The organism is Halorientalis pallida (assembly GCF_004118325.1).
Taxonomy (GTDB): Archaea; Halobacteriota; Halobacteria; order Halobacteriales; family Haloarculaceae; genus Halorientalis; species Halorientalis pallida.
Window position 1 is genome coordinate 58058 of sequence record NZ_RDFA01000002.1, and the last position, 18348, is coordinate 76405.

Below are 18348 nucleotides of genomic sequence, written 5' to 3' on the forward strand. Positions count from 1 at the left end.
GAATCGGCGGACAAAAAGCTACGTACGGTTCGACGGGCCGAAATCCACCGCGTGAGGGGGTCAGCCGTCCACGTCGACCAGTCGCATCAGCGGGTATCCGTCTTCCATCTCCATCCGGGTCCGGACCGTGTGGCCCTCGTAGTCGATGCGGATCTCCACGTCGAGAAAGCGGCCCGTGAGTTCGGTGTAGTCTGCCGGCCCGTCCACGAGGGCGCGTTCGAGTTCCTCGGTCAGGACCTCGACGGTCACCGCCTCGCAGTGGGGCTGGTTCTCGATGGACTCCTCGATGGCGCGGGAAAGGGAGTCGGCACTGTCCGGACTGACCGGCGTGCCCGCGAACTGGTGGTACAGCGAGCCGAACTTGATCCCCGCCTCGAAACAGGCGGCCTGGGCGTCGCTCGGTTCCATACCGGACGGGGGGCCGGCGTGGGGAAGTGTGTTCCGGGAGCCGGGCGGTGGACTGGCGGTCGCGGGCCACGCCACGGTTCACCACGGAACGCTTTTCGGTGTCGGCCGATTCCGGGGTGTATGGACTACGACGTGGCGCTCGACCGGGCCTACGAGGCCTTGCCCGAGCGAACAGCGAGCCAGCAGCGACTCCAGATTCCCGACCCCGCGGCCCAGGAGGACGGTGCCTTCACGCGGTTGACGAACCTCAAATCCATCGCGGACGCCCTCTCCCGCGAGCCCGAACACGTCCACCGCTACGTCCAGCGCGAGTTCGGGACCAACGGCCAGTTCGACGGCGACCGGAGCCGTTACAACGGGACTTTCTCCGCCGCGGACTTCGAGGCCGTCCTCGACGCCTACGCCGAGGAGTACGTCATCTGTTCGGAGTGTGGCCTGCCGGACACGAAACTCACCACCGAGGACCGCACACAGATGCTGCGGTGTGAGGCCTGTGGGGCCTTCCGCCCGGTCGACAAGCGCTCGACGAAATCCTCGAGTCAGTCCACCACCGCGACGCTGGAAGAGGGCGAGACCTACCAGGTCAAGATCACCGGCATGGGCCGGAAAGGCGACGGCGTCGCCGAGAAAGGCAAGTACCGCATCTTCGTCCCTGGCACGAGCGAGGGCGACGTGGTGCAGGTCTACATCGACAACATCAGCGGGACGCTGGCCTTTGCCCGGCCGGTGCAGTAACTGTCCGACGGCGGGTTTGCGACAGACTCCTTAGCGGTAATTAATTACTCGTTTGAGAGGTAACGAACCGCATCTTACTTACTCGCGCCGTGGCTCAGGACTACTCGAATGGACGACCCGGTTTTGCTCACGGGTGCTGGCGGGCGCGTCGGCGAGGCCATCCTGCGGGGCCTCGGCGGGAAGTACGACTGGCGGCTCATGTATCACAATCCGCCGGACGAAGAGCCCGACCACGAGTACCTCGTCGGTGACGTGATCGACGAGGACGTGGTCCGGGAGGCCGTCGACGGTGTGGAAGCGATCATCCACCTCGCGGGCGACCCGCGGCCATCCGCACCCTGGAAGAGCGTCCTCTCGAACAACATCGACGGGACCCAGAAGATGTACGAGGCAGCGGTCGAGGTCGGCGTCGAGCGGTTCGTCTACGCCTCCTCGAACCACGCCGTCGGCGCCTTCGAGACCGACGAGCGAACCCCCGAGATGTACCGCACCGACGACGACTACCGCCTCGACGGGACCGAGTTGCCCCGCCCCGGCAACCTCTACGGCGTCTCGAAGGCCACCGGCGAGGTTCTCGGGCGGTACTACCACGACGAACACGACATCACGGTCTGTAACGTCCGCATCGGCAACCTCACCGAAGGCCACCCACCCATCGACTACGAGCGCGGACAGGCCATGTGGCTCTCCTACCCCGACTGCGCCCACCTCCACGAGCGCACCCTGGAAGCCGACTACGACTACGAGATCGTCTATGGCATCTCGGACAACGACCGGAAGTACTACTCGCTGGAGCGGGCCAAAGAGGCACTGGGCTACGAGCCGCAGGATAACTCCGCGGAGTGGGACGGCGACGACCACGTCGCCGACTACGAACGGACCGTCTAGAAGAGTCCGTCCACGTCCGATTCTCGCCGCTGTCGGCGGTCGATCCGCTCGGAGAGCCGCTGGTATATGATCCCCTGGTGGGTCCTGTCCCGGGCGAAGTCCATGACAAACGTGACGAACGGGCTGGTTTCCTCGCCGTCGTCGAGGTCGTCGCGAGCGTACTCGATAGCCTGCTCGATCACGGCTTCGTCGTATGGTCCGTCTTCGGCGTAGACCGCTGCGGCGGCCGCACATTCCGCGAATGCGAGGTCGTCGGGGGTGATCGCCTCGCCTTCGTGGGTGAGATCGAGCGGTGGCGCACGCTCGATCCACTCGGGGTCCGCGTCCAGTGCGGCGAGGTACTCGCGGACACCGGCCACGTCGACGCCGCGGTACTCGCCGGGCAGACCGTCGAGGTAATCACTGGCGCTGTCGGCCAGTCCCGTCGCACCCGCCCAGTTCCGCTCGGTCGCGTGGTGGACGGCCGCGGTGAACTGGATGAGTCCGTGGAGGAACCGCTCGTCGTCGGTCCCCTCCGGTAGGTCGAGCCAACGGTCCTCCCAGGCGTCGTGGGCCTCGTGATAGTCCCCCGCATTGTAAATCGCGATTCCCGCACGGAGCGCCGTCTCCATACCACTCCGTCGGTTCCGTCTCGGGAAAGGGTTTGGTCCCGAAACACACATATAAATCTTTGTGGGGTTACGTTCGCCCCTTTATTACTGTTTCGGAACTGCAGTAAAAATACAGTCACATCGGATGCAAAACAGATATTCCGGTGTTGTCTACGCGGCCGTTCTGGGCCGACCAATAATATCAATCGCAGTGTATTTCGGCAGCTACCACGCCATCGCGGTCGCGGAGCGGCTATTACTTATAAACTCTGCTCTCTTCGGCTCCGGTTTTATACACTATCCGTCTTATAAACCAGCCGACAGAGTATAAAAACTGCCGTGTATAGGCATGAAAATAACTAATCGAGGATAGTGGCTGGGAGTGGGTGATGTCTGACCACTCAGACATGGAGAGGGGGAGCAGTTCACAGATCAACAGGCGGTCGGTTCTGCGGGGGATCGCCGCGGGTGGTACGGCAGCGGTCGGTGTCGGTGCCACGAGCGGAACCGCATCGGCGGCCGAGGAGCAGTGTGTCGCCGGTCTCGACCTCGTCGAGCCGGCCGAGGACTACCCGGTCGTCGAGCGCGATCCGGGCGTCCTCGGCATCGGTGCCGGCGGCCTGTCCGAATCGGGGGATATTCCACAGGGAGAAGACGAAGTCGTCGTCTACATCCACGGGTGGCTGGAGTTGCTCACCGGTGGTGCCAAAGCCCAGGGTGCGACGGTCCAAAAGGCGCTCCGGAACGCCGGGTCCGATATCGCCACGATGGCGTACAACTACCCGAGCAGCAGTCCCAACTGGTGGGGTCAGAAGGGTGGGGCCGAGAAGTCCGGGCGCGAGTTCGCCTCGTGGGTCCAGCAGTACCAGGAGGAGAACCCGGACACTGATATCCGACTTGTCGTCCACTCGCTCGGTGCTCGTACCGGCAGCGGTCTGCTTGACGAACTGGTGAACGAACTGGGCGGCGACCCGGTTCGCTCGATGGAGATTCTCGGCGGCGCGATGGCCCGCGATACCGTCACCGTCGACGGCGAGTTCGGCGACGCAATCGCCAACGGAGCCGAGGAAGTCAACAACTACTGGAGCAGCGCGGACAACATCCTCGACGAGATCCTCCAGATCGGCGAGTTCGGCACCGAAGCCGTCGGTGCGAAAGGCGCACCGGAGGACGCCGAGACGCCCGACAACTACAACGACGTCGACGTCACCGGAATCGTCGATGGCCACTGCCTCTACTACGACCCCGAGGAAGGCTGTATGGAGACGGTGGTCGAGAACTTCCCGGCGGGATTCCAGGGCGGCGGTGACTCAGGCGGGTTCTTCGACGACTGGTTCTGACACGGCATCCACGACCACATTTTTGCGGCGATAGGGCTATACGTCGAGTCGTCCACGTTCCGATAGCCCACTGCCCGGCGACCGGGCAGGGAGAGAGGACGAGGATGTCATGGCTACCGCTCGACGCACTGTCGATGGGGACCGAGGCGCCACGGTCGTTCCCGATGATCCGTAACGGCGAGCTTCGCGGCTCCTTCCCGCCGGACCCCGACGAACTCGTGGTGTACGTCCACGGCTGGCTCGAACGGATCGCCGGCGACGCGGCCGACCAGGCCAACGCCGTCGCGGGCGCCGTCGAGACGCTGGGCTACGACGCCACCGTCGTCGGGTTCAACTATCCCGCGAACCTCCCGCTGTGGCACTCGAGCAAGGCCATCGCCACCCGGAAGGGGCGGGAACTCGCCGCCTGGGTGCAGGCCTTCGCCGCGGAGTGTCCGGACGCACCCGTCCGGATCGTCGCCCACTCGCTTGGCGCGCGGCCCGCACTCGCCTGTCTCGACGAACTCCGGGACCACGACGCCGGCGTCCGGTCGCTGTCGCTCCTTGGCGCCGCCGTCGACTGCGACAGCGTCATCGACGACGGCCGGTGGGGCGAGGCGATCCGGAACGGCGCCGGTCACGTTCACAACTACCACATGGCCGACGACACCACGCTGACCGTCCTGTACCGCTCGGCCGAGTTCGGCGACGAAGCCCTCGGCGTCGACGGCGCGTGCGGGCAGACTCCCGGCACCTATACGGACCACGACGTGGCCGAAGGGGTCACGAACCACTACACCTACCTCCAGAAGGACGGGGGCTGTCTCGGCCGCGTCATCGGGGACTTCGTCTGAGTCGGCGGCGAGCGCCGGGATCGTCCCGATCCGGAGACCGCGTCAGTCGGACCGGTCGGTGACGCGGGGAAGCAGGTCGCGGACGGCGTCGAGGACCGACAGCACCGGATCCTCGACGTCGAGGTCGACGTAGAAGTCGGGTGGGAGGGCGGGCGCGTCGGCGTCGGCGCGATTCGCCAGCGTCGCCCGCCGTCGAGCGGCGTGGCGACGACAGCGCCGGTCGAGCGAGGCGAGGCGAGCCTCGTCGTCGGTCGCCGCGTCGGCGCTCGATTCGACCGCGAGCAGGTCGCGAGCGACGGATTCGATCCGGTCCAGCGTCGCCAGCTCCGCGTCGATGGCGCCGATCCGGTCGACGCGGCGCTCGTGGGCCGCGGTCGCGTCGTCGAGGACCGCCGAACGTAGCGCGGGCGTGAGACGGGCCGCCCACCGCAGTTCGGCCCGGGTCGAACGGGAGAGCAGGTCGTCGAAGGCAGGGACCGATCCGTCGTCGGCGTGTGGCACGGTCAGCACGGTCTCGTCGTAGGCGGTCCGGAGCGCGGACGGCCCCCGGCCGGTTCGCGTCGTCACCGCCAAGACGGCGTCGGGCACGTCGACGGCCTCTGCGGTCGGTAGCGTCTCGACGCGCCGGCAGAGCTGGTCGAAAGCGTCGCGTTCGTCGACGAGGCGACGCCGACGGACCCGGAGCCGGTCCCGGGCCGCGTCGAGGGGTTCGAGCGGGTGGGCGGTTCCCGGCATCTCACTGCCCGGAAGACACCCGTTCACCGGTGGCGGCGGTCGTGTTGGGTCGGTCGTCGACGAGCGGGAAGCGGTGCAAGGCGCCCCGATCGGCGCGGTTGGCGACCCACTGGCCGTGCGCCGTCCCGTCGCTGGCGTAGGCGTAGGCCTCCTCGAAGCCGGTGCGGTCGGCCAGCGGAACCAGGTCGACGGTCGTGCCGCTGGCGTCGATCCGGACGTGCAAGAACGCCTGGGGAAGCGAACAGACCGCGGGAGCGACCACCTCGCGGACGCCGGAGAGTGCGCCGGTTCCGGGCCAGTGCCGTGCGCCCGACACGACGAGTTCGACGCCGCCGGCGTCGAGGACGCGCGCGAGTTCCCGGGCGTTCTCGATCCGACAGGTAGCGGGCGGATCACCGCCGTCGGCGGGGGTCAGGGTGTGGTGACAGAGGACGACCGGGCGTTCGAGTCCGGGGAGGATGGATTCGAGCCAGTCCAGTTGCGTCGGGGAGACGGTGGGCGGCCCGTCGCCGGCCGTCGCGGTGTCGACGCCGACGAGGTCGACCCCGTCGGCCCGCTCCACGAACGGGTAGCGACCGCCGGCGAAACGGTCGGCGAAGGTCCCGACCGGCGGCGTTCGGTGGCCGTCGGCGGGCTGTGGGAGGTCGTGGTCGCCGGGGACTGCTAGCACCGGTGCGTTCACCTCGTCGAGCAGTGCTGCGGCCCGGTCGAACTCCTGCGGTACCCCGTCCTTGGTCAGATCGCCCGCGATAGCGACCGCGTCCACGTCCAGCCGGTTGGCCTCCGTGAGAGCCGTCCTGAACCGCTCGACGGTCCGGTGGAATACCTTCCACGTCCCCGTCGCCCACGGCGTGACGTGCGGGTCGGCGAACACCGCGAGACTGGTCGGCCTCGCGGCCGTCGGCCCGTCGAGTCGTGCCAGGGTCGGCCCCGGAGCGCTCCGGTAGAGCATCACCGTATCCTGAATTCCGCCCCCGGATAAACATATTGTAATTTTTATATTTTTGACTACGTTTGGCACCGAGCGGTCCGGATCGATATATAACCAGCAATTGGGAGTCCTGACGGAGTTCCCGTGAGCGGAGCGAACGGGAGCCCGTCAGGACGTGAATGACGAAGCGAGCGCTCACCGAGTGAGCGTTCGCGAGGAATGAACGTCCTGACGGAGATTTGAACTCGCCGAGACATTCCGGGTCGCTCCCTCCGGTCGCTTCCCGGGCTGTGACTCGTCTGCTCAAATGTCCGTTGTCGCTTCCTGCAGCACGAACCGTTTGCTGTCGCTCACGGTAATGTGCTGCAGAGAAGCGTCCTGACGGAGATTTGAACTCCGGTCCCTGGCTCCGCAAGCCAAGAGGATAGTCCACTACCCTATCAGGACTCACTCATTCCTACCGGGGTTGCAGATAAAGGGGTTACGGTTCGGCCGTCTTCCGGATAGTTGCGGGTCGCGTTCGGTCAGTGGCCGGAAGTAGGTTCATTTCTTGTGGAAATCAGCATTCTTATGCGAACGGGAGACGGGACTGTGGTATGGCCAAACAGGTCGCGGGACGGGACGCGGCGTCAGTCGCGGAGCGGTTAGCCGACGCCTCGAACATCCTGGTGTTGGCGCCGTCGTTCCCCGACGGCGCGGGCGGCGTCTGTGTCGACCTGCTGGGCGGTGACGAGCCAGCTGCGACGTCGGTACTCGGGGTGACGTACACGCAGTCGCCGGGGAAGTGGGCCGCCGACTACGAGCGAGAGACCGGGGCGCCGCCGGCCGACGGGACGGTCGTCAGCGTCGGTGACTGGGGTGCAGCGGTCGGGACCGGGGCGAGCGAGTGGACGCTGGAGTCCGTCGAACACGCCGGTGACCTGACCGCGCTGGGCGTCACGCTCAGCGAACACCTCACGCCGGACGCGTCGGGACGCCAGCGGCTCTGTTTCGATTCGCTGACCGCCCTCCTGCAGTTCGTCGAGTTGAAACGGGCCTTCCAGTTCCTCCACGTCGTGACGGGGCGCGTGAGTTCCGCCAGTGCTGTCGGGCACTATCACCTCGATCCCCAGGCCCACGACGAGCAGACGCTTGCGACGATCCGCGGGCTGTTCGACGCCGTCGTCGAGGTCGACGAGAGCGGCGAGTGGACCATCACCAGCCGGTAACTCAAACGCGCATTTGTGTCACCACAACTGGCTTTTTTGTAGGGGGTGACAGGACGAGTATGCAACGACGCAGATTCCTCGCAGCGACTGCATCCGCAACCGCACTCGGTCTCGCCGGCTGTACACAGGAGCCGGGCGACCGTGACGACGGCGGCGACACGGCGACGAGCCCCGACGACGGCGGTCCCGGGAGCCAGCCCGAGGGGACGGATGGCGTGACCGATACCAATACACCCGAAGCGGAGACGTCAGAGACCGACACGCCGGAACCCGAGGGCGAGGGTACCACCGGTGCGAGCGACCAGGCCTGGGGGAGCGGCGGTCGCATGGACGGCGTCACCTTCTCGTTCAGCTCGCAGAGTCCCGAGACCGGTGAGGACCGGGACGTGGCCGATATCAGTTTCGACACCGAGGCCGGCGAGGTGGTCGTCGACGGGACGATCAGCGGGAGCGACAGTTGCAAGCGGGCCACGCTGGGGTCGCTGGAGTACGACGAGTCGGCGGGCAAGCTCACGGTCGGCGTCGAGACCACGAACATCGAGAACTGCGAAGTGGGCGCGCAGGCGCTCGTCGGCATCGATTACGAGGGGACCTTCGAGGTCGACGGCGAGCTCCCCACGGAAGTGACGGTCAGCCACGACGGGCAGGACGTCGCGGGCGCGGCCCACGAGAGTTCCACTGCGATGGGGGACCCACCGACGACCACGTCGGAGTAGCCACTGGTGCCCGGCGTAGACTTAAGTCCGGGAGCGAAGCAGGTTCCGGTATGGACGGCGACGCGACGACTGAGCCACGGTGGAAACCACCGGACTGCAGGAGTGTGAGACGGCGACGGCAACGCTTAAACGGAGCCCAGCCCTGCACTGGTACAGACAGATGGGCGCGATAGAGGACATCTACGCGGATCTGGAGACCGACGAGGTCTCCGAGGAGGAGTTCCGGGAGGCCGTCGAGCAGAAGATCGAGCAGATGGGTGGCCTCGCGGACGAGGAGACCGCGGCCATGCTCATCGCCCACGAACTCGCGGACGGGGAGGTCAACGGGATCGCGGACATCGAACCCGGGATGGACGAGGTGAAGTTCATCGCGAAGGTGATGGCCGTCGGCGACCTCCGGACGTTCGAGCGCGACGGCGAGGACGAGGACGGTCGCGTCATCAACGTCGAGGTCGCGGACGAGACTGGCTCCGTCACCCTCTCGTTCTGGGACGGGCAGGCCGTCTCCATCGACGAGGGCCAGCTCGACGTCGGCGACGTACTCCGGATCAAGGGCCGACCCAAGGACGGCTACAACGGCCTCGAAGTGAGCGTCGACAAGGCCGAACCCGACGCGGACGAAGGGATCGACGTGCAACCGGGCGGGACGACGAGCATCGAGGCGCTGACGCTGGGCCAGTCGGACGTGACCGTCCGCGGTCTCGTCCTCGACACGGAGTCGGTCCGCACCTTCGACCGCGACGACGGCTCCGAGGGTCGGGTCGCGAACCTGTCGATCGGCGACGAGACGGGGCGCGTCCGCGTGACGCTGTGGGACGAGCGGGCCGACCGCGCCGAGGAACTGTCGGCCGGGACGGCCGTCGAAGTCGTCGACGGCTACGTCCGCGAGCGCGACGGCGACCTCGAGCTCCACGTCGGAGACCGCGGTGCGGTCGAGGCAGTCGAGGAGACCGTCGAGTTCACACCGGAGACCGCACCCATCGAGGGGATCGAGATCGGACAGACGGTCGACATCGGCGGCGTGATCCGGTCGGCCGATCCCAAGCGGACCTTCGACCGTGACGACGGCTCGGAGGGGCAGGTTCGCAACGTCCGCGTCCAGGACGAGACCGGCGACGTCCGGGTGGCGCTGTGGGGCGACAAGGCGGACAAGGAGATCCAGCCGGGCGACGAGGTCTTTTTCGCGGACGTGGAGATCGACGACGGCTGGCAGGACGACCTCGAAGCCTCCGCGAACTGGCGGTCGACGGTGGTCGTCCTCGAAGACGGAGCGACGACTCGGCCCGCGGGCGGCGGTGCCGAACAGGACGCCGCCGAGACGGGGCTGGACGCTTTCGCCGACGGCGAGGCGGCCGAGAGCGACGGCGGGACGGCGACGGCCGCGGTCGAGACGGAGACGGCGGGGAGCGACGACGCGAGCGAGGACGGCGAGGTCGTCGAGTTCACGGGGACGGTCGTCCAGACGGGCGAGCCGGTCGTGCTGGACGACGGCGAGCAGACCATGAGCGTCGAGACGGGTGCGACGCTCCAGCTCGGCCAGGAAGTGACGGCGCGTGGCCGTCTGTCGGACGGGCGACTGGACGCCGACGACGTATTCTAGGGGCTGAGCGGGCGCGAACTGACTCACGGAAAGCCTTAAGACCGCGACAGTCCCGGTATGCCGTATGAGCGTCGAGCTCCCGTTCGCGCCGGTCGACACGGTCATCCGACGGAACGCGGGCACGCTTCGGGTTAGCGCCGAGGCGGCCGAGGAACTGGCGCGGCGGATCCAGCGGCGGGGCGCACGCCTCGCCGTCGACGCCGCCGAGCGGGCGACCGCAGACGGGCGAAAGACGCTGATGGCGTCCGATTTCGGCGTCTCGTCGGTGCCGGACAAGGACACGCTCGAACTGCCCATCGCGCCGGTCGACCGGATCGCACGGCTCGACATCGACGACTCCTATCGGGTGTCGATGGACGCCCGGATCGCGCTGGCCGATCAGTTGGAGTCGTTCGCCGACGACGTGGCCGCCGCCGCGACCGAACTGGCCCGCCACGCCGAACGCCGAACCGTCAAGGCCGAGGACGTTGAAGCGTACTTCGAACTCGCCCAGTACTTCGGATGAACTTCGGCTACCACGAAGACTGCCTCGACCACCAGACCGGCTACCGCCACCCGGAGAGTCCCGACCGTCTCCGGGCGATCCGGCGGTCGCTCTCGCGCCAGCACGGCGTCGAGTACGTCGCCGCCGACCCCGCGCCCGAGTCGGCCGTCACCGCCGTCCACGACGCCGGCTACGTCAGCGCCATCAAGGAGTTCTGTGAGAAAGGGGGCGGCGACTGGGACGACGACACCGTCGCCGTCGAGGCGACCTGGGACGCCGCGCTGGCCGCGGCCGGGCAGGCCATGTGGGCCGCCGAGCGAGCCCTGGCCGGCGACGACGGGCGTGACACACCGTTCGCGCTCGGCCGACCGCCGGGCCACCACGCCGTCGAGGCCGACGCCATGGGCTTCTGTTTCGTCAACAACGCCGCCGTCGCCGCACGGGCGGCCATCGACGACGGCGACGCCGACCGCGTCGCCATCCTCGACTGGGACGTCCACCACGGCAACGGCATCCACGACATCTTCTACGACACCGGCGACGTGTACTACGCCTCGATCCACGAGGACGGCCTCTACCCCGGCAGCGGCGACGTGGACGAGACCGGCGAAGGGGCTGGCGAGGGGACGACGTTGAACGTCCCGCTCCTGCCGGGCTGTGGCGACGCCGACTACTGCGCCGCCATCGACGACTTCGTCGGCCCGGAGTTCGTCGCGTTCGACCCCGACCTGATCCTGGTGAGCGCCGGCTTCGACGCCCACCGCCACGATCCCATCTCCCGGATGCGGGTCTCGACGGAAGGGTACGGGGCCCTGACCACCCGGATGCGCGACGTCGCCGACGAGGCCGACGCCGGCCTCGGGTTCGTGCTCGAAGGTGGCTACGGTCTCGACACGCTCGCCGAGAGCGTCACGATGGTCCACGAGGTGTTCGACGGGCGCGAGCCGGTCGAACCCGACGAGGACCTCAAGGACCGCGCGAAGTCGATCTTCGCCGACCTGCGCGATCAGGGCTTCGGCGAGAAGTAACGGGCGAGCGCTGTGCCGAACTCCGCGGCGAGTCTCGCGACGTCGTCACCCACCAGTACGTCGTAGTCGTCTTCGAGCGCGCTCTCGACGTGGGCGCCGAGTGCGACCTCGAACAGCGCCTCGCTCTCCAGGAAGTCCCGGGCGCTCGTGAACTCACGTGCCCGCTCGACGACGTAGCGGTCGTCGGCGACGAACGGGCCGTAGGGCGGTTCCCGGTGACTGCTGTCCGCTCCAGTTCCGGCCGCGGCGTACTTCTCGTAGAAGCCGCGGGCGTGCTCCCGAACGTGGACCGGCGGGCCGTCGTGGCGCTCGACGGCTGGGCGGTCGGCGACGGCGAGTTCCAGAAAGAGGACGGCCCGGTCGTCGGCGAACGCGGCGCTGCGGAACACGTCGAACCCGCGGCGGTCGAGTTCGGCGGCGACCCCCCGCCGGGATTTGCGGAGCTGGGGCCACAGCTGGTCGTCGACGAGATCGGGCGCGTCGAACGTGACGGCGACCGGCGTCGTCCCGCGGGCGGCGACGGCGTCGCGGACGGCGTCTGCGTCCAGCGGCTCGGGCTCGTCGGGTTCGAACAGTTCCGCGCGGGGGTCGGCCAGGAACTCGCGGGCGTAGTGCTGGAGGCGGGCGACGTTGGCGGGCGAGAGCGCGGCGGCGACGTTACGCCCGGGGTCGGTGGGGTCGATGACGACCAGCGGGTCGTCGAAAGCGAGGTCGGCACTGCCGACCTCGTCGTTCCGAGACGGCGGAGCCGTCTCGCGCTCGGCACCGTGGTCCTCGGGATCGAGTTCGACCGGCGGGTGCCAGTCGGCGGCCGCGTCGAGGAAGGGGCGAAACCCCCCGTATTCGAGGACGAGCAGTTCGGTCAGGAACCCGGAGAACCCCCGTGTCTTGAGGTCCGCGCCGTAGACGCCGATCCCCTTCAGGAAGGCCTTGGCAACCCGCACGTCGGCGGCGACGTCGTCGTCCAATCGCGCCTCGAGGTAGGCGGTGTGGAAGGGCGTGCGGTCCACGGCCGACTGGATGGCGGTGGCGTCGGCCACGTCGTAGCACGGGACCAGATCGACGGAGAAGCCCTCGAACTCGCCGACGGTGTAGGGGTGCTCGGCGTACTCCTCGCGGCCGTCGGGGAGGACCTCGCGGCCGACCTGGAGGCCGTACGCTTCGAGGTTCTCGCGGTCGAGGTCGGCGGGGAACTGCACGAACAGGTCCACATCGCGGTCGCCGGCCAGCCAGGTGCTCCGGGCGGTGGAGCCGACCAGCACCACGTCGGTCTCGACGGGCAGGTCGGCGGCGGCGGCCTCGGTGCGTTCGGTGAGGCGCTCGGTGACCGCCCGGAGACGCTCGCGTTCCTCGTCGTCGGGCGTGACGCGGTCGCGGACGGCCGCGACGACGGCGTCGAACTCCTCGGTCATGGAGAGCCGTATCCGACGACCCCGTGAAAGCGTGTCGATGCCGCCCGAAAGCGAAAGCCCTATCAAATAACTCCGGCTACTCAGGAATGCCTGCGAACGTGCCGCCGTAGCTCAGCTGGTAGAGCACCTCGCTGTTACGGTGAGGAGGTCACGCCTGTTCACCGCAGAGACGAGGTTGTCCCAGGTTCGAACCCTGGCGGTGGCGCTTCTCCTTCGATGTCAGTCCCCGAGCGGCCGCTGTCTCCTGTCCTGCAGGAACGAGAGTGAGCGGGTGGTGCCGTCGAGCGCGTGGCGGTCGGCCCGCCGCAGAGGCCGACGCAGGTCCATCACGCCGGACCGTGGAGGGAGGGCTGCGAGTCGGCGATGCGGGGTCTCCCGACACCCCCGACCCACCCACGTCAGCGGTGGGCGGCTGCGCATGCCGTCACTGTGTCAGAGTCACCCGGCATGCATACACAGCTACCCGGGGCCATGTATTAGCTACTGGCCGGCTACTATCCGTACGAACGATAGTATCAATACTATCATTACGTTCTGTACTGACGACACGAACGACCGGCGGCCCACCGCCGGCGGTCGGTGACTGTCATGCGTGAGATACGGGAGATCCACATCGCCCCGCTGGGATACGAACACGACCGGATTCTGGAGCCGATCCGGACCTACGACGCCGACGAGGTGTACCTGCTGGCCGCCGAGAACGCCAGGGACCACGCCCGCTATCACGATGCTCTCGTGGAGCGGTTGGAGGACGAGGGCGTCGGTGTGACCCGACGATCGGTCGACCTCAACGACGTGTACGCGGTTCTGGGAATCGTCACGACGATCACCGCCGAACACGACGACGACATCGTCCGCGTCAACGTCGCCAGCGGCGCGAAGCTCGCCGACATCGGCTGTGCTGTCGCCTGCATGGCGACCGACGCCACCGCCTACTACGTCCACCCCGAATCGCACGTGCCACCGCTGGAGCGGGAACCGCTGACCGAAGGCGTCGCCGACGTGGAAGTGTTGCCCTCCTACCCCGTCGAGACACCGACGACCGATCAGGTGGCCATCCTCGATTACGTCCAGCGAGCCACGACCGAGACGTACACCCCGAAGAAGTCCGATCTCATCGAATTCTCCGACGACGAGGGGCTGTCCTACATGGCCGAGGCCAACCCCGCCAACGACAAGGCGAAATTCGCCCTGCTGAACACCCACATCGTCGAACCACTGGTCGAACGGTCGTACATCCGCGTGGAGTCGGTCGGTCGACAGAAGCAGATCGCCCTCACCGAGACCGGCGAGAACGCGCTGAAGGCCTTCCGACACAAGCTCAGCCGGCGGTAATCCCGACAGGCTAAAGACGAGTCACGCAGAACGGCCGGACACGGGCCCTTAGCTTAGTCCGGTTAGAGCACCCGGCTCATACCAATCACTGACAGCGGTCAGGGATTGTGGGTAACCGGGCGGTCGGTGGTTCAAATCCGCCAGGGCCCATCAGCTCACCTACGGATTCCTGGTTGGAGCACATTCACCGCTGTCGGCATTTCCACCGCACGAATTCGGACGAATTCCGATCCGGAAAGTCACCGGTTTTCAGGACGTTTCGCAAGCCGAACCGATGGGAGTCGCCGCCCTCTGTCGAATTTAGTGCGTCTGACGCGCGTTCCCGGCTTCCACGGCGTCGGTGAGGGCGTCGGTGGCTTCGTTCCGGAGAATCGTCTGATACAACTCCGAATCCGCCACGGAGTCGAGCCCGGGGTGGGCAGCGGGATCGAAGGCAGTTGCCAGCGTGTTCAGCAACTCGCGCGGGTCTGCATCGGGCGCGAGCCCGGTGTGCGGGTGCGCTTCGTTTACCGCGCCCTCGGTCACGCGCTTGCGTAACTGCGCGGCCGAGTAGGTGACCTGTTCGGAGGCTTCCTTACTCATCTACCTCACCTCCATCGGCAACGGCCCGCTCAGGGAGATCGCCATCTACCTCTGAACCGAGGTCGGTCTGTTGGTGTTCCTGTCGTTCCTGCTCTTCGCGTTCTTGTTCTTCCATGTCCTGAATGTCGTGGTCGTCCAGAGCGTCCCGTACTGCTCGCTCGATGTGTTCGCCCTTGTGGATCGCCGTGCCCTCGTACTGGCCCACAAGGTCGTTCACGATGCCACGGACGGCCGTGCGGACGATACTGCCCATCCGCGTGCGGATGGAGAGTCCGTCTTCTGCCTGCTGTTCGAGCGTCGTCCTCGTCCTGGTTGGGGGTGCGCGACCTACTGGGCCGCCGTGCTGGGGTCGCCGCTGTCGAGGACACGTTGTCTCCACCGGACATCGCCGGCCGAGAGCGCCTGGTCGATAGACTCGCGGCCAGGGAACCCGACTGGAAACCCGGCGAGCGGCAGGGATACCACGCCTGGACGCTGGGCTGATACGAGAGTGAACTCCTCCGCCGGACGGACCCTGCTGGACGGGCGCTCGACAGGTACGCGATCGAGAAACTGTACGACCCGCTCGACCTGGAGTTCTACATCGGCCTGCCGGACCAGGTTTTGGCCGACCGGGTGGCGGAGATCCAGTCGTTCGGGCTACGGGACGCGGTGTCGGGACTCGGTTCGCTCCCGATGGGGCTCGCCCTCTCGCTGGCGGTTCCATGGTCGAGGCAGCACGGGCGATGAACCCGTTCGACATCTCGACGCCAGCGGCACTGAACGATCCCGAGTGGCGACGGCTGGAGATTCCTGCCGGCAACGGCATCGGACAGGTTCGCGATCTCGTGAAGCTCTACGGTGACCTCTCGACCGGTGGTAGGCGAATCGGCCTCGACGGAGAGACGGTCGGTGCACTCACCGCTCCACCGGGTGGACCGCGAGACGGGATACTGAAAACAGAGACAGTATACGCCCTCGGCTACTGGAAACCGTTCGACGGGTGCCGCTTCGGGAGCCCAGCAGCGTTCGGTGCACCCGGTGCTGGCGGGTCCTTTGCCTTCGCCGACCCGGAACTGGAACTCGGATTCGCCTGCGCGCCCAACCGGATGGGAACACATCTCTGGGACGACCCTCGGGAGGTGGCACTCCGTGACGCAGTCATCGAGTGCACCGAGGTGAGGGCCGACAACGAGTGACCACAGTTCTGTGACTCTCTCGCTCAGTTTCGTCGGACTCGACGAGACCCACCCCGAATCGACGCCCCGGCGGGGACGCTCGTCGGCTTCGTCGGTTTCAGTTTCCTGGTCGAACTACGTCCACGACAGCAGATCGGTCCCGGCTGTGGCGAGCGCCAGTCGGCCTGTCACGGATCGGTTCGCGGGATGTCGACCGTGACGGCACTCCCCGCGGAGCCGCGTTCCGCGAGTTCGATGTGGCCGTCGGAGTGGCTCACGAGCAGATAGATCAGCCTGAGTCCCAGGCCCTGCCCGTGGTTGAGGGGTGTCTCCGTGTCCGCGTCGACGAGTACGTCGACTTCCATCTCCGGAATGCCTGGGCCATCGTCCCGAACGGTGACACGGACGGTGTCCGCGGCCCGTTCGATCGTGATGTCGACCGTCGGGGAGGGACTCTCGTTGTGTTCGATGGCGTTTCGGACGAGTTCCTCGAAGGCGCTGGACAGTTCGGGGACTGCCTCGACGGTAACCGACTCCGGGCCGGTCACGGTGATATCTGCCTCGGGGTACCGCCGTGTCAACTCGGTGTCGATCGATTCGAGGAGGGACGTGAGCTCGATCGTCGTCGGCTCTGGGTCATCGCGCAGTAGCTTGGTGATCTCTCGCTCTTTCTCGATGTTGTCGATGAGTGTGGCTCCCGCTCGCTCGATCGAGTCGGCGTAGTCGGTCACGGGCGGTTCACTCTCGTTCTGTATCAGTTCGGCGAGGCCGTTGATCACGTTCGTCCGGTTCCGGACGTTGTGTCTGAGGTACCGATCCAGAACCGCGAGTTGCCGCTGGCGGTCGACGGTGTCGGTCACGTTCTGCTGGAAGCCGATGAAGTTGACCACGGTCCCGTCGTCGTCGCGAACCGGTGCGACTTCCAGGTGGTTCCAGAAGGGGGTTCCGTCGGCGCGGTAGTTCTTGATCGTGACCGAAACCGGTTCGCCAGCGTCGATCGCCCGCCGGAGGGTCGCGACGGTCGTTTCGTCGGTGTCCGGTCCCTGGAGGAACCGACAGTTGCGGCCGATCGCCTCCCGGGCGGTGTATCCCGTCTGTTCGACGAACCCCTCGTTGACGTAGATGAGTGGGTTGTCCTCCTGATCGGGGTCACTCAGTGTGATTCCGATGGGAGCCCTGTCGACCGCGTTCGTCATTCGCTGGAGGCTGTTCTCTCGCTCTTTCCGGTCGGTCACGTCCTGTATCGTGCCGCGGAGACGGATCACGTCCCCGTCCGCACGCTGTGGCTCGCCACGGGTGCGGATCCACCGTCGTTCCCCGTCGGCGCGGATGGCCCGGAGTTCCAGGTCGTACGGTTCACCGTCGTCGATAGCTCGCCGAAACGCGTCCCGTATCGACTCCTGGTCGTCCGGGTGGTACAGTTCCGTCGCCGACTCGGGTGTCAGCGTCGTGTCGCTCGACAGTCCGAAGAGGTCGTACACCTGGTCGGTCCAGTAGAGGCTCTCGGTCCGGACGTCGTACTCCCAGGCACCCACCTTCGCGATGTCCTGGGCCTTCTGGAACAGGTCCAGTTGCCGCTCGAGTTCCCGTGCTTGGGAGTGTCGGACCGTGACGTCTTCGATCACCGCGACGACGTAGTCGATCCGGTCCGACTCGTCGCGAATCGGGGCCATGTTCACCGACACCCACATGTCGTCGCGCCCGGGGCGTTCGAGGACGTGCTCGTACCCGTACACCGGGTGGCCCGTGTCGAGGAGCCGGCCGAACGGACGGTCCGCTGTCGGAATCTCCGTTCCGTCCTCCCGCACGGCCGTCCAGTCGCCGTCGTCGTATGCTCGGCCGACGAGCGCGGCCGGGTCGACGTCGAGCAGTTCCCCGGCGCGCCGGTTCGCGCGGACGACCGTGCCGTCCGGGTCGAGCACCAGTTTCGCGAGCGGGCTGGATTCGAACACCAGCTCCGTCAGCTGTCGTTCCTCGTCCAGTTCCTGTGAGAACTCCCGCATCTGCAGGAGGTTGTCGATGCGCGCACTGAGTTCGGCTTTCGGCATCGGGATTCGAAGGATGGCGTCGACGGCGCTCGACGAGAGTGCCGCGACCTGTCCACGGGGGTTCGAGGCCGCCGTTTCCGACAGCAGTGCCACCGGCGCGAACACTGGGGATTGCCGTGCGTGCCACTCGTCGAACCGTTCGGCGGAGCGCTCCAGTGCCGGCGCGTCGATTACGCAGAGGTCCGTCCGGGCTGGGACGGTACCCGAGAGTTCGAAGGCCGCGTACTCGGAGAAGAGGTTCTCGAGCAACTCCCGGTTGCGATCCCGCTCGATGTCGAGCCCGATTCGAGTGGCCGAGCGCTGACGGTTCCGCTCCAT

The 18348-nt window shown here is 66.9% G+C and carries 20 protein-coding genes and 3 tRNA genes; 14 read left to right on the forward strand and 9 right to left on the reverse strand.

Annotation, left to right across the window (positions count from 1 at the left end):
- Positions 1 to 60: 60 nt before the first annotated feature.
- Entirely contained in the window at positions 61 to 408 is a 348-nt protein-coding gene (locus EAF64_RS05450; RefSeq protein WP_129067979.1) for a dihydroneopterin aldolase family protein, read from the reverse strand.
- 120 nt (positions 409 to 528) lie between these two features.
- Between EAF64_RS05450 and EAF64_RS05455 the strand changes: the two genes are divergently transcribed.
- On the forward strand, positions 529 to 1143 hold the full coding sequence (locus EAF64_RS05455) for a translation initiation factor IF-2 subunit beta (RefSeq protein WP_129067980.1): 615 nt from the start codon (positions 529 to 531) through the stop codon (positions 1141 to 1143).
- 108 nt (positions 1144 to 1251) lie between these two features.
- Positions 1252 to 2031 (forward strand): NAD-dependent glucose-6-phosphate dehydrogenase Azf, encoded by a 780-nt coding sequence (azf, locus tag EAF64_RS05460; RefSeq protein WP_129067981.1) that lies wholly within the window; start codon positions 1252 to 1254, stop codon positions 2029 to 2031.
- Here the strand turns inward: azf and EAF64_RS05465 are convergent.
- Positions 2028 to 2642: a DUF309 domain-containing protein gene (locus EAF64_RS05465; protein ID WP_129067982.1), complete on the reverse strand. Its 615-nt coding sequence runs from the start codon at positions 2640 to 2642 to the stop codon at positions 2028 to 2030. The genes azf and EAF64_RS05465 overlap by 4 nt on opposite strands.
- Positions 2643 to 3010: 368 nt before the next feature.
- Between EAF64_RS05465 and EAF64_RS05470 the strand changes: the two genes are divergently transcribed.
- Positions 3011 to 3961, forward strand: coding sequence for an alpha/beta hydrolase (locus tag EAF64_RS05470; protein ID WP_129067983.1), 951 nt, complete (start codon positions 3011 to 3013; stop codon positions 3959 to 3961).
- A gap of 104 nt (positions 3962 to 4065) precedes the next feature.
- Positions 4066 to 4794 carry a DUF726 domain-containing protein gene (locus tag EAF64_RS05475; protein WP_129067984.1) on the forward strand — a complete coding sequence of 243 codons (729 nt, stop codon included), beginning with the start codon at positions 4066 to 4068 and terminating at the stop codon, positions 4792 to 4794.
- Between the two features lie 42 nt (positions 4795 to 4836).
- On the opposite strand, the gene EAF64_RS05480 is transcribed toward EAF64_RS05475, so the two are convergent.
- From EAF64_RS05480 to EAF64_RS05490, 3 genes are all read right to left on the reverse strand, one after another.
- A complete protein-coding gene (locus EAF64_RS05480; RefSeq protein ID WP_129067985.1) occupies positions 4837 to 5529 on the reverse strand; it encodes a DUF7260 family protein in 693 nt (230 codons plus the stop codon).
- 1 nt (position 5530) lies between these two features.
- Positions 5531 to 6481: a metallophosphoesterase family protein gene (locus EAF64_RS05485; protein WP_129067986.1), complete on the reverse strand. Its 951-nt coding sequence runs from the start codon at positions 6479 to 6481 to the stop codon at positions 5531 to 5533.
- A 353-nt stretch (positions 6482 to 6834) separates the two neighbouring features.
- Positions 6835 to 6907: transfer RNA gene (locus tag EAF64_RS05490), tRNA-Arg, on the reverse strand.
- A gap of 149 nt (positions 6908 to 7056) precedes the next feature.
- Here EAF64_RS05490 and EAF64_RS05495 point away from each other — a divergent pair.
- The 5 genes from EAF64_RS05495 to EAF64_RS05515 all read left to right on the forward strand — a co-directional run bounded on the left by EAF64_RS05495 (position 7057) and on the right by EAF64_RS05515 (position 11496).
- Complete coding sequence (locus EAF64_RS05495) at positions 7057 to 7668, forward strand: DUF7504 family protein (protein ID WP_129067987.1); 612 nt, start codon at positions 7057 to 7059, stop codon at positions 7666 to 7668.
- A 59-nt stretch (positions 7669 to 7727) separates the two neighbouring features.
- Positions 7728 to 8384 carry a hypothetical protein gene (locus tag EAF64_RS05500; protein WP_129067988.1) on the forward strand — a complete coding sequence of 219 codons (657 nt, stop codon included), beginning with the start codon at positions 7728 to 7730 and terminating at the stop codon, positions 8382 to 8384.
- 160 nt (positions 8385 to 8544) lie between these two features.
- On the forward strand, positions 8545 to 9984 hold the full coding sequence (locus EAF64_RS05505) for a single-stranded DNA binding protein (protein WP_129067989.1): 1440 nt from the start codon (positions 8545 to 8547) through the stop codon (positions 9982 to 9984).
- A 64-nt stretch (positions 9985 to 10048) separates the two neighbouring features.
- The gene (locus EAF64_RS21670) at positions 10049 to 10489 is read left to right on the forward strand and encodes a histone (RefSeq protein ID WP_129067990.1); all 441 of its coding nucleotides are present in this window, start codon (positions 10049 to 10051) and stop codon (positions 10487 to 10489) included.
- Complete coding sequence (locus EAF64_RS05515) at positions 10486 to 11496, forward strand: histone deacetylase family protein (protein ID WP_129067991.1); 1011 nt, start codon at positions 10486 to 10488, stop codon at positions 11494 to 11496. Before EAF64_RS21670 ends, EAF64_RS05515 begins: the two co-directional genes overlap by 4 nt.
- Here the strand turns inward: EAF64_RS05515 and cca are convergent.
- Positions 11475 to 12908 carry a CCA tRNA nucleotidyltransferase gene (gene cca / locus EAF64_RS05520; protein ID WP_129067992.1) on the reverse strand — a complete coding sequence of 478 codons (1434 nt, stop codon included), beginning with the start codon at positions 12906 to 12908 and terminating at the stop codon, positions 11475 to 11477. The genes EAF64_RS05515 and cca overlap by 22 nt on opposite strands.
- A gap of 100 nt (positions 12909 to 13008) precedes the next feature.
- Here cca and EAF64_RS05525 point away from each other — a divergent pair.
- The 3 genes from EAF64_RS05525 to EAF64_RS05535 all read left to right on the forward strand — a co-directional run bounded on the left by EAF64_RS05525 (position 13009) and on the right by EAF64_RS05535 (position 14393).
- Positions 13009 to 13113 (forward strand) — tRNA-Asn (locus tag EAF64_RS05525).
- A 383-nt stretch (positions 13114 to 13496) separates the two neighbouring features.
- A complete protein-coding gene (locus EAF64_RS05530; protein ID WP_129067993.1) occupies positions 13497 to 14243 on the forward strand; it encodes an HFX_2341 family transcriptional regulator domain-containing protein in 747 nt (248 codons plus the stop codon).
- A gap of 42 nt (positions 14244 to 14285) precedes the next feature.
- Positions 14286 to 14393 (forward strand) — tRNA-Ile (locus tag EAF64_RS05535).
- 150 nt (positions 14394 to 14543) lie between these two features.
- On the opposite strand, the gene EAF64_RS05540 is transcribed toward EAF64_RS05535, so the two are convergent.
- On the reverse strand, positions 14544 to 14825 hold the full coding sequence (locus EAF64_RS05540) for a hypothetical protein (RefSeq protein WP_129067994.1): 282 nt from the start codon (positions 14823 to 14825) through the stop codon (positions 14544 to 14546).
- Entirely contained in the window at positions 14818 to 15078 is a 261-nt protein-coding gene (locus EAF64_RS20825; protein WP_193767585.1) for a hypothetical protein, read from the reverse strand. The genes EAF64_RS05540 and EAF64_RS20825 overlap by 8 nt, the downstream gene beginning before the upstream one ends.
- 65 nt (positions 15079 to 15143) lie before the next feature.
- On the opposite strand from EAF64_RS20825, the gene EAF64_RS20830 reads away from it, so the two are divergent.
- Both EAF64_RS20830 and EAF64_RS05550 read left to right on the forward strand, forming a co-directional pair.
- Positions 15144 to 15308 carry a serine hydrolase gene (locus tag EAF64_RS20830; protein ID WP_193767586.1) on the forward strand — a complete coding sequence of 55 codons (165 nt, stop codon included), beginning with the start codon at positions 15144 to 15146 and terminating at the stop codon, positions 15306 to 15308.
- Positions 15309 to 15529: 221 nt separating this feature from the next.
- Positions 15530 to 16003, forward strand: a complete 474-nt coding sequence (locus EAF64_RS05550) for a serine hydrolase (RefSeq protein ID WP_129067996.1) — start codon at positions 15530 to 15532, stop codon at positions 16001 to 16003.
- A gap of 167 nt (positions 16004 to 16170) precedes the next feature.
- Here the strand turns inward: EAF64_RS05550 and EAF64_RS05555 are convergent, their stop codons facing one another.
- On the reverse strand, positions 16171 to 18348 hold the full coding sequence (locus EAF64_RS05555) for a PAS domain S-box protein (protein ID WP_193767587.1): 2178 nt from the start codon (positions 18346 to 18348) through the stop codon (positions 16171 to 16173).

Excerpts from the sequence above, each read along its gene's own strand:
- EAF64_RS05450 (WP_129067979.1), bottom strand. The coding sequence starts at position 408 with ATGGAACCGAGCGACGCCCAGGCCGCCTGTTTCGAGGCGGGGATCAAG.
- EAF64_RS05455 (WP_129067980.1), top strand. The coding sequence starts at position 529 with ATGGACTACGACGTGGCGCTCGACCGGGCCTACGAGGCCTTGCCCGAG.
- azf (WP_129067981.1), top strand. The coding sequence starts at position 1,252 with ATGGACGACCCGGTTTTGCTCACGGGTGCTGGCGGGCGCGTCGGCGAG.
- EAF64_RS05465 (WP_129067982.1), bottom strand. The coding sequence starts at position 2,642 with ATGGAGACGGCGCTCCGTGCGGGAATCGCGATTTACAATGCGGGGGAC.
- EAF64_RS05470 (WP_129067983.1), top strand. The coding sequence starts at position 3,011 with ATGTCTGACCACTCAGACATGGAGAGGGGGAGCAGTTCACAGATCAAC.
- EAF64_RS05475 (WP_129067984.1), top strand. The coding sequence starts at position 4,066 with ATGTCATGGCTACCGCTCGACGCACTGTCGATGGGGACCGAGGCGCCA.
- EAF64_RS05480 (WP_129067985.1), bottom strand. The coding sequence starts at position 5,529 with ATGCCGGGAACCGCCCACCCGCTCGAACCCCTCGACGCGGCCCGGGAC.
- EAF64_RS05485 (WP_129067986.1), bottom strand. The coding sequence starts at position 6,481 with ATGCTCTACCGGAGCGCTCCGGGGCCGACCCTGGCACGACTCGACGGG.
- EAF64_RS05495 (WP_129067987.1), top strand. The coding sequence starts at position 7,057 with ATGGCCAAACAGGTCGCGGGACGGGACGCGGCGTCAGTCGCGGAGCGG.
- EAF64_RS05500 (WP_129067988.1), top strand. The coding sequence starts at position 7,728 with ATGCAACGACGCAGATTCCTCGCAGCGACTGCATCCGCAACCGCACTC.
- EAF64_RS05505 (WP_129067989.1), top strand. The coding sequence starts at position 8,545 with ATGGGCGCGATAGAGGACATCTACGCGGATCTGGAGACCGACGAGGTC.
- EAF64_RS21670 (WP_129067990.1), top strand. The coding sequence starts at position 10,049 with ATGAGCGTCGAGCTCCCGTTCGCGCCGGTCGACACGGTCATCCGACGG.
- EAF64_RS05515 (WP_129067991.1), top strand. The coding sequence starts at position 10,486 with ATGAACTTCGGCTACCACGAAGACTGCCTCGACCACCAGACCGGCTAC.
- cca (WP_129067992.1), bottom strand. The coding sequence starts at position 12,908 with ATGACCGAGGAGTTCGACGCCGTCGTCGCGGCCGTCCGCGACCGCGTC.
- EAF64_RS05530 (WP_129067993.1), top strand. The coding sequence starts at position 13,497 with ATGCGTGAGATACGGGAGATCCACATCGCCCCGCTGGGATACGAACAC.
- EAF64_RS05540 (WP_129067994.1), bottom strand. The coding sequence starts at position 14,825 with ATGAGTAAGGAAGCCTCCGAACAGGTCACCTACTCGGCCGCGCAGTTA.
- EAF64_RS20825 (WP_193767585.1), bottom strand. The coding sequence starts at position 15,078 with ATGGGCAGTATCGTCCGCACGGCCGTCCGTGGCATCGTGAACGACCTT.
- EAF64_RS05550 (WP_129067996.1), top strand. The coding sequence starts at position 15,530 with ATGGTCGAGGCAGCACGGGCGATGAACCCGTTCGACATCTCGACGCCA.
- EAF64_RS05555 (WP_193767587.1), bottom strand. The coding sequence starts at position 18,348 with ATGGAGCGGAACCGTCAGCGCTCGGCCACTCGAATCGGGCTCGACATC.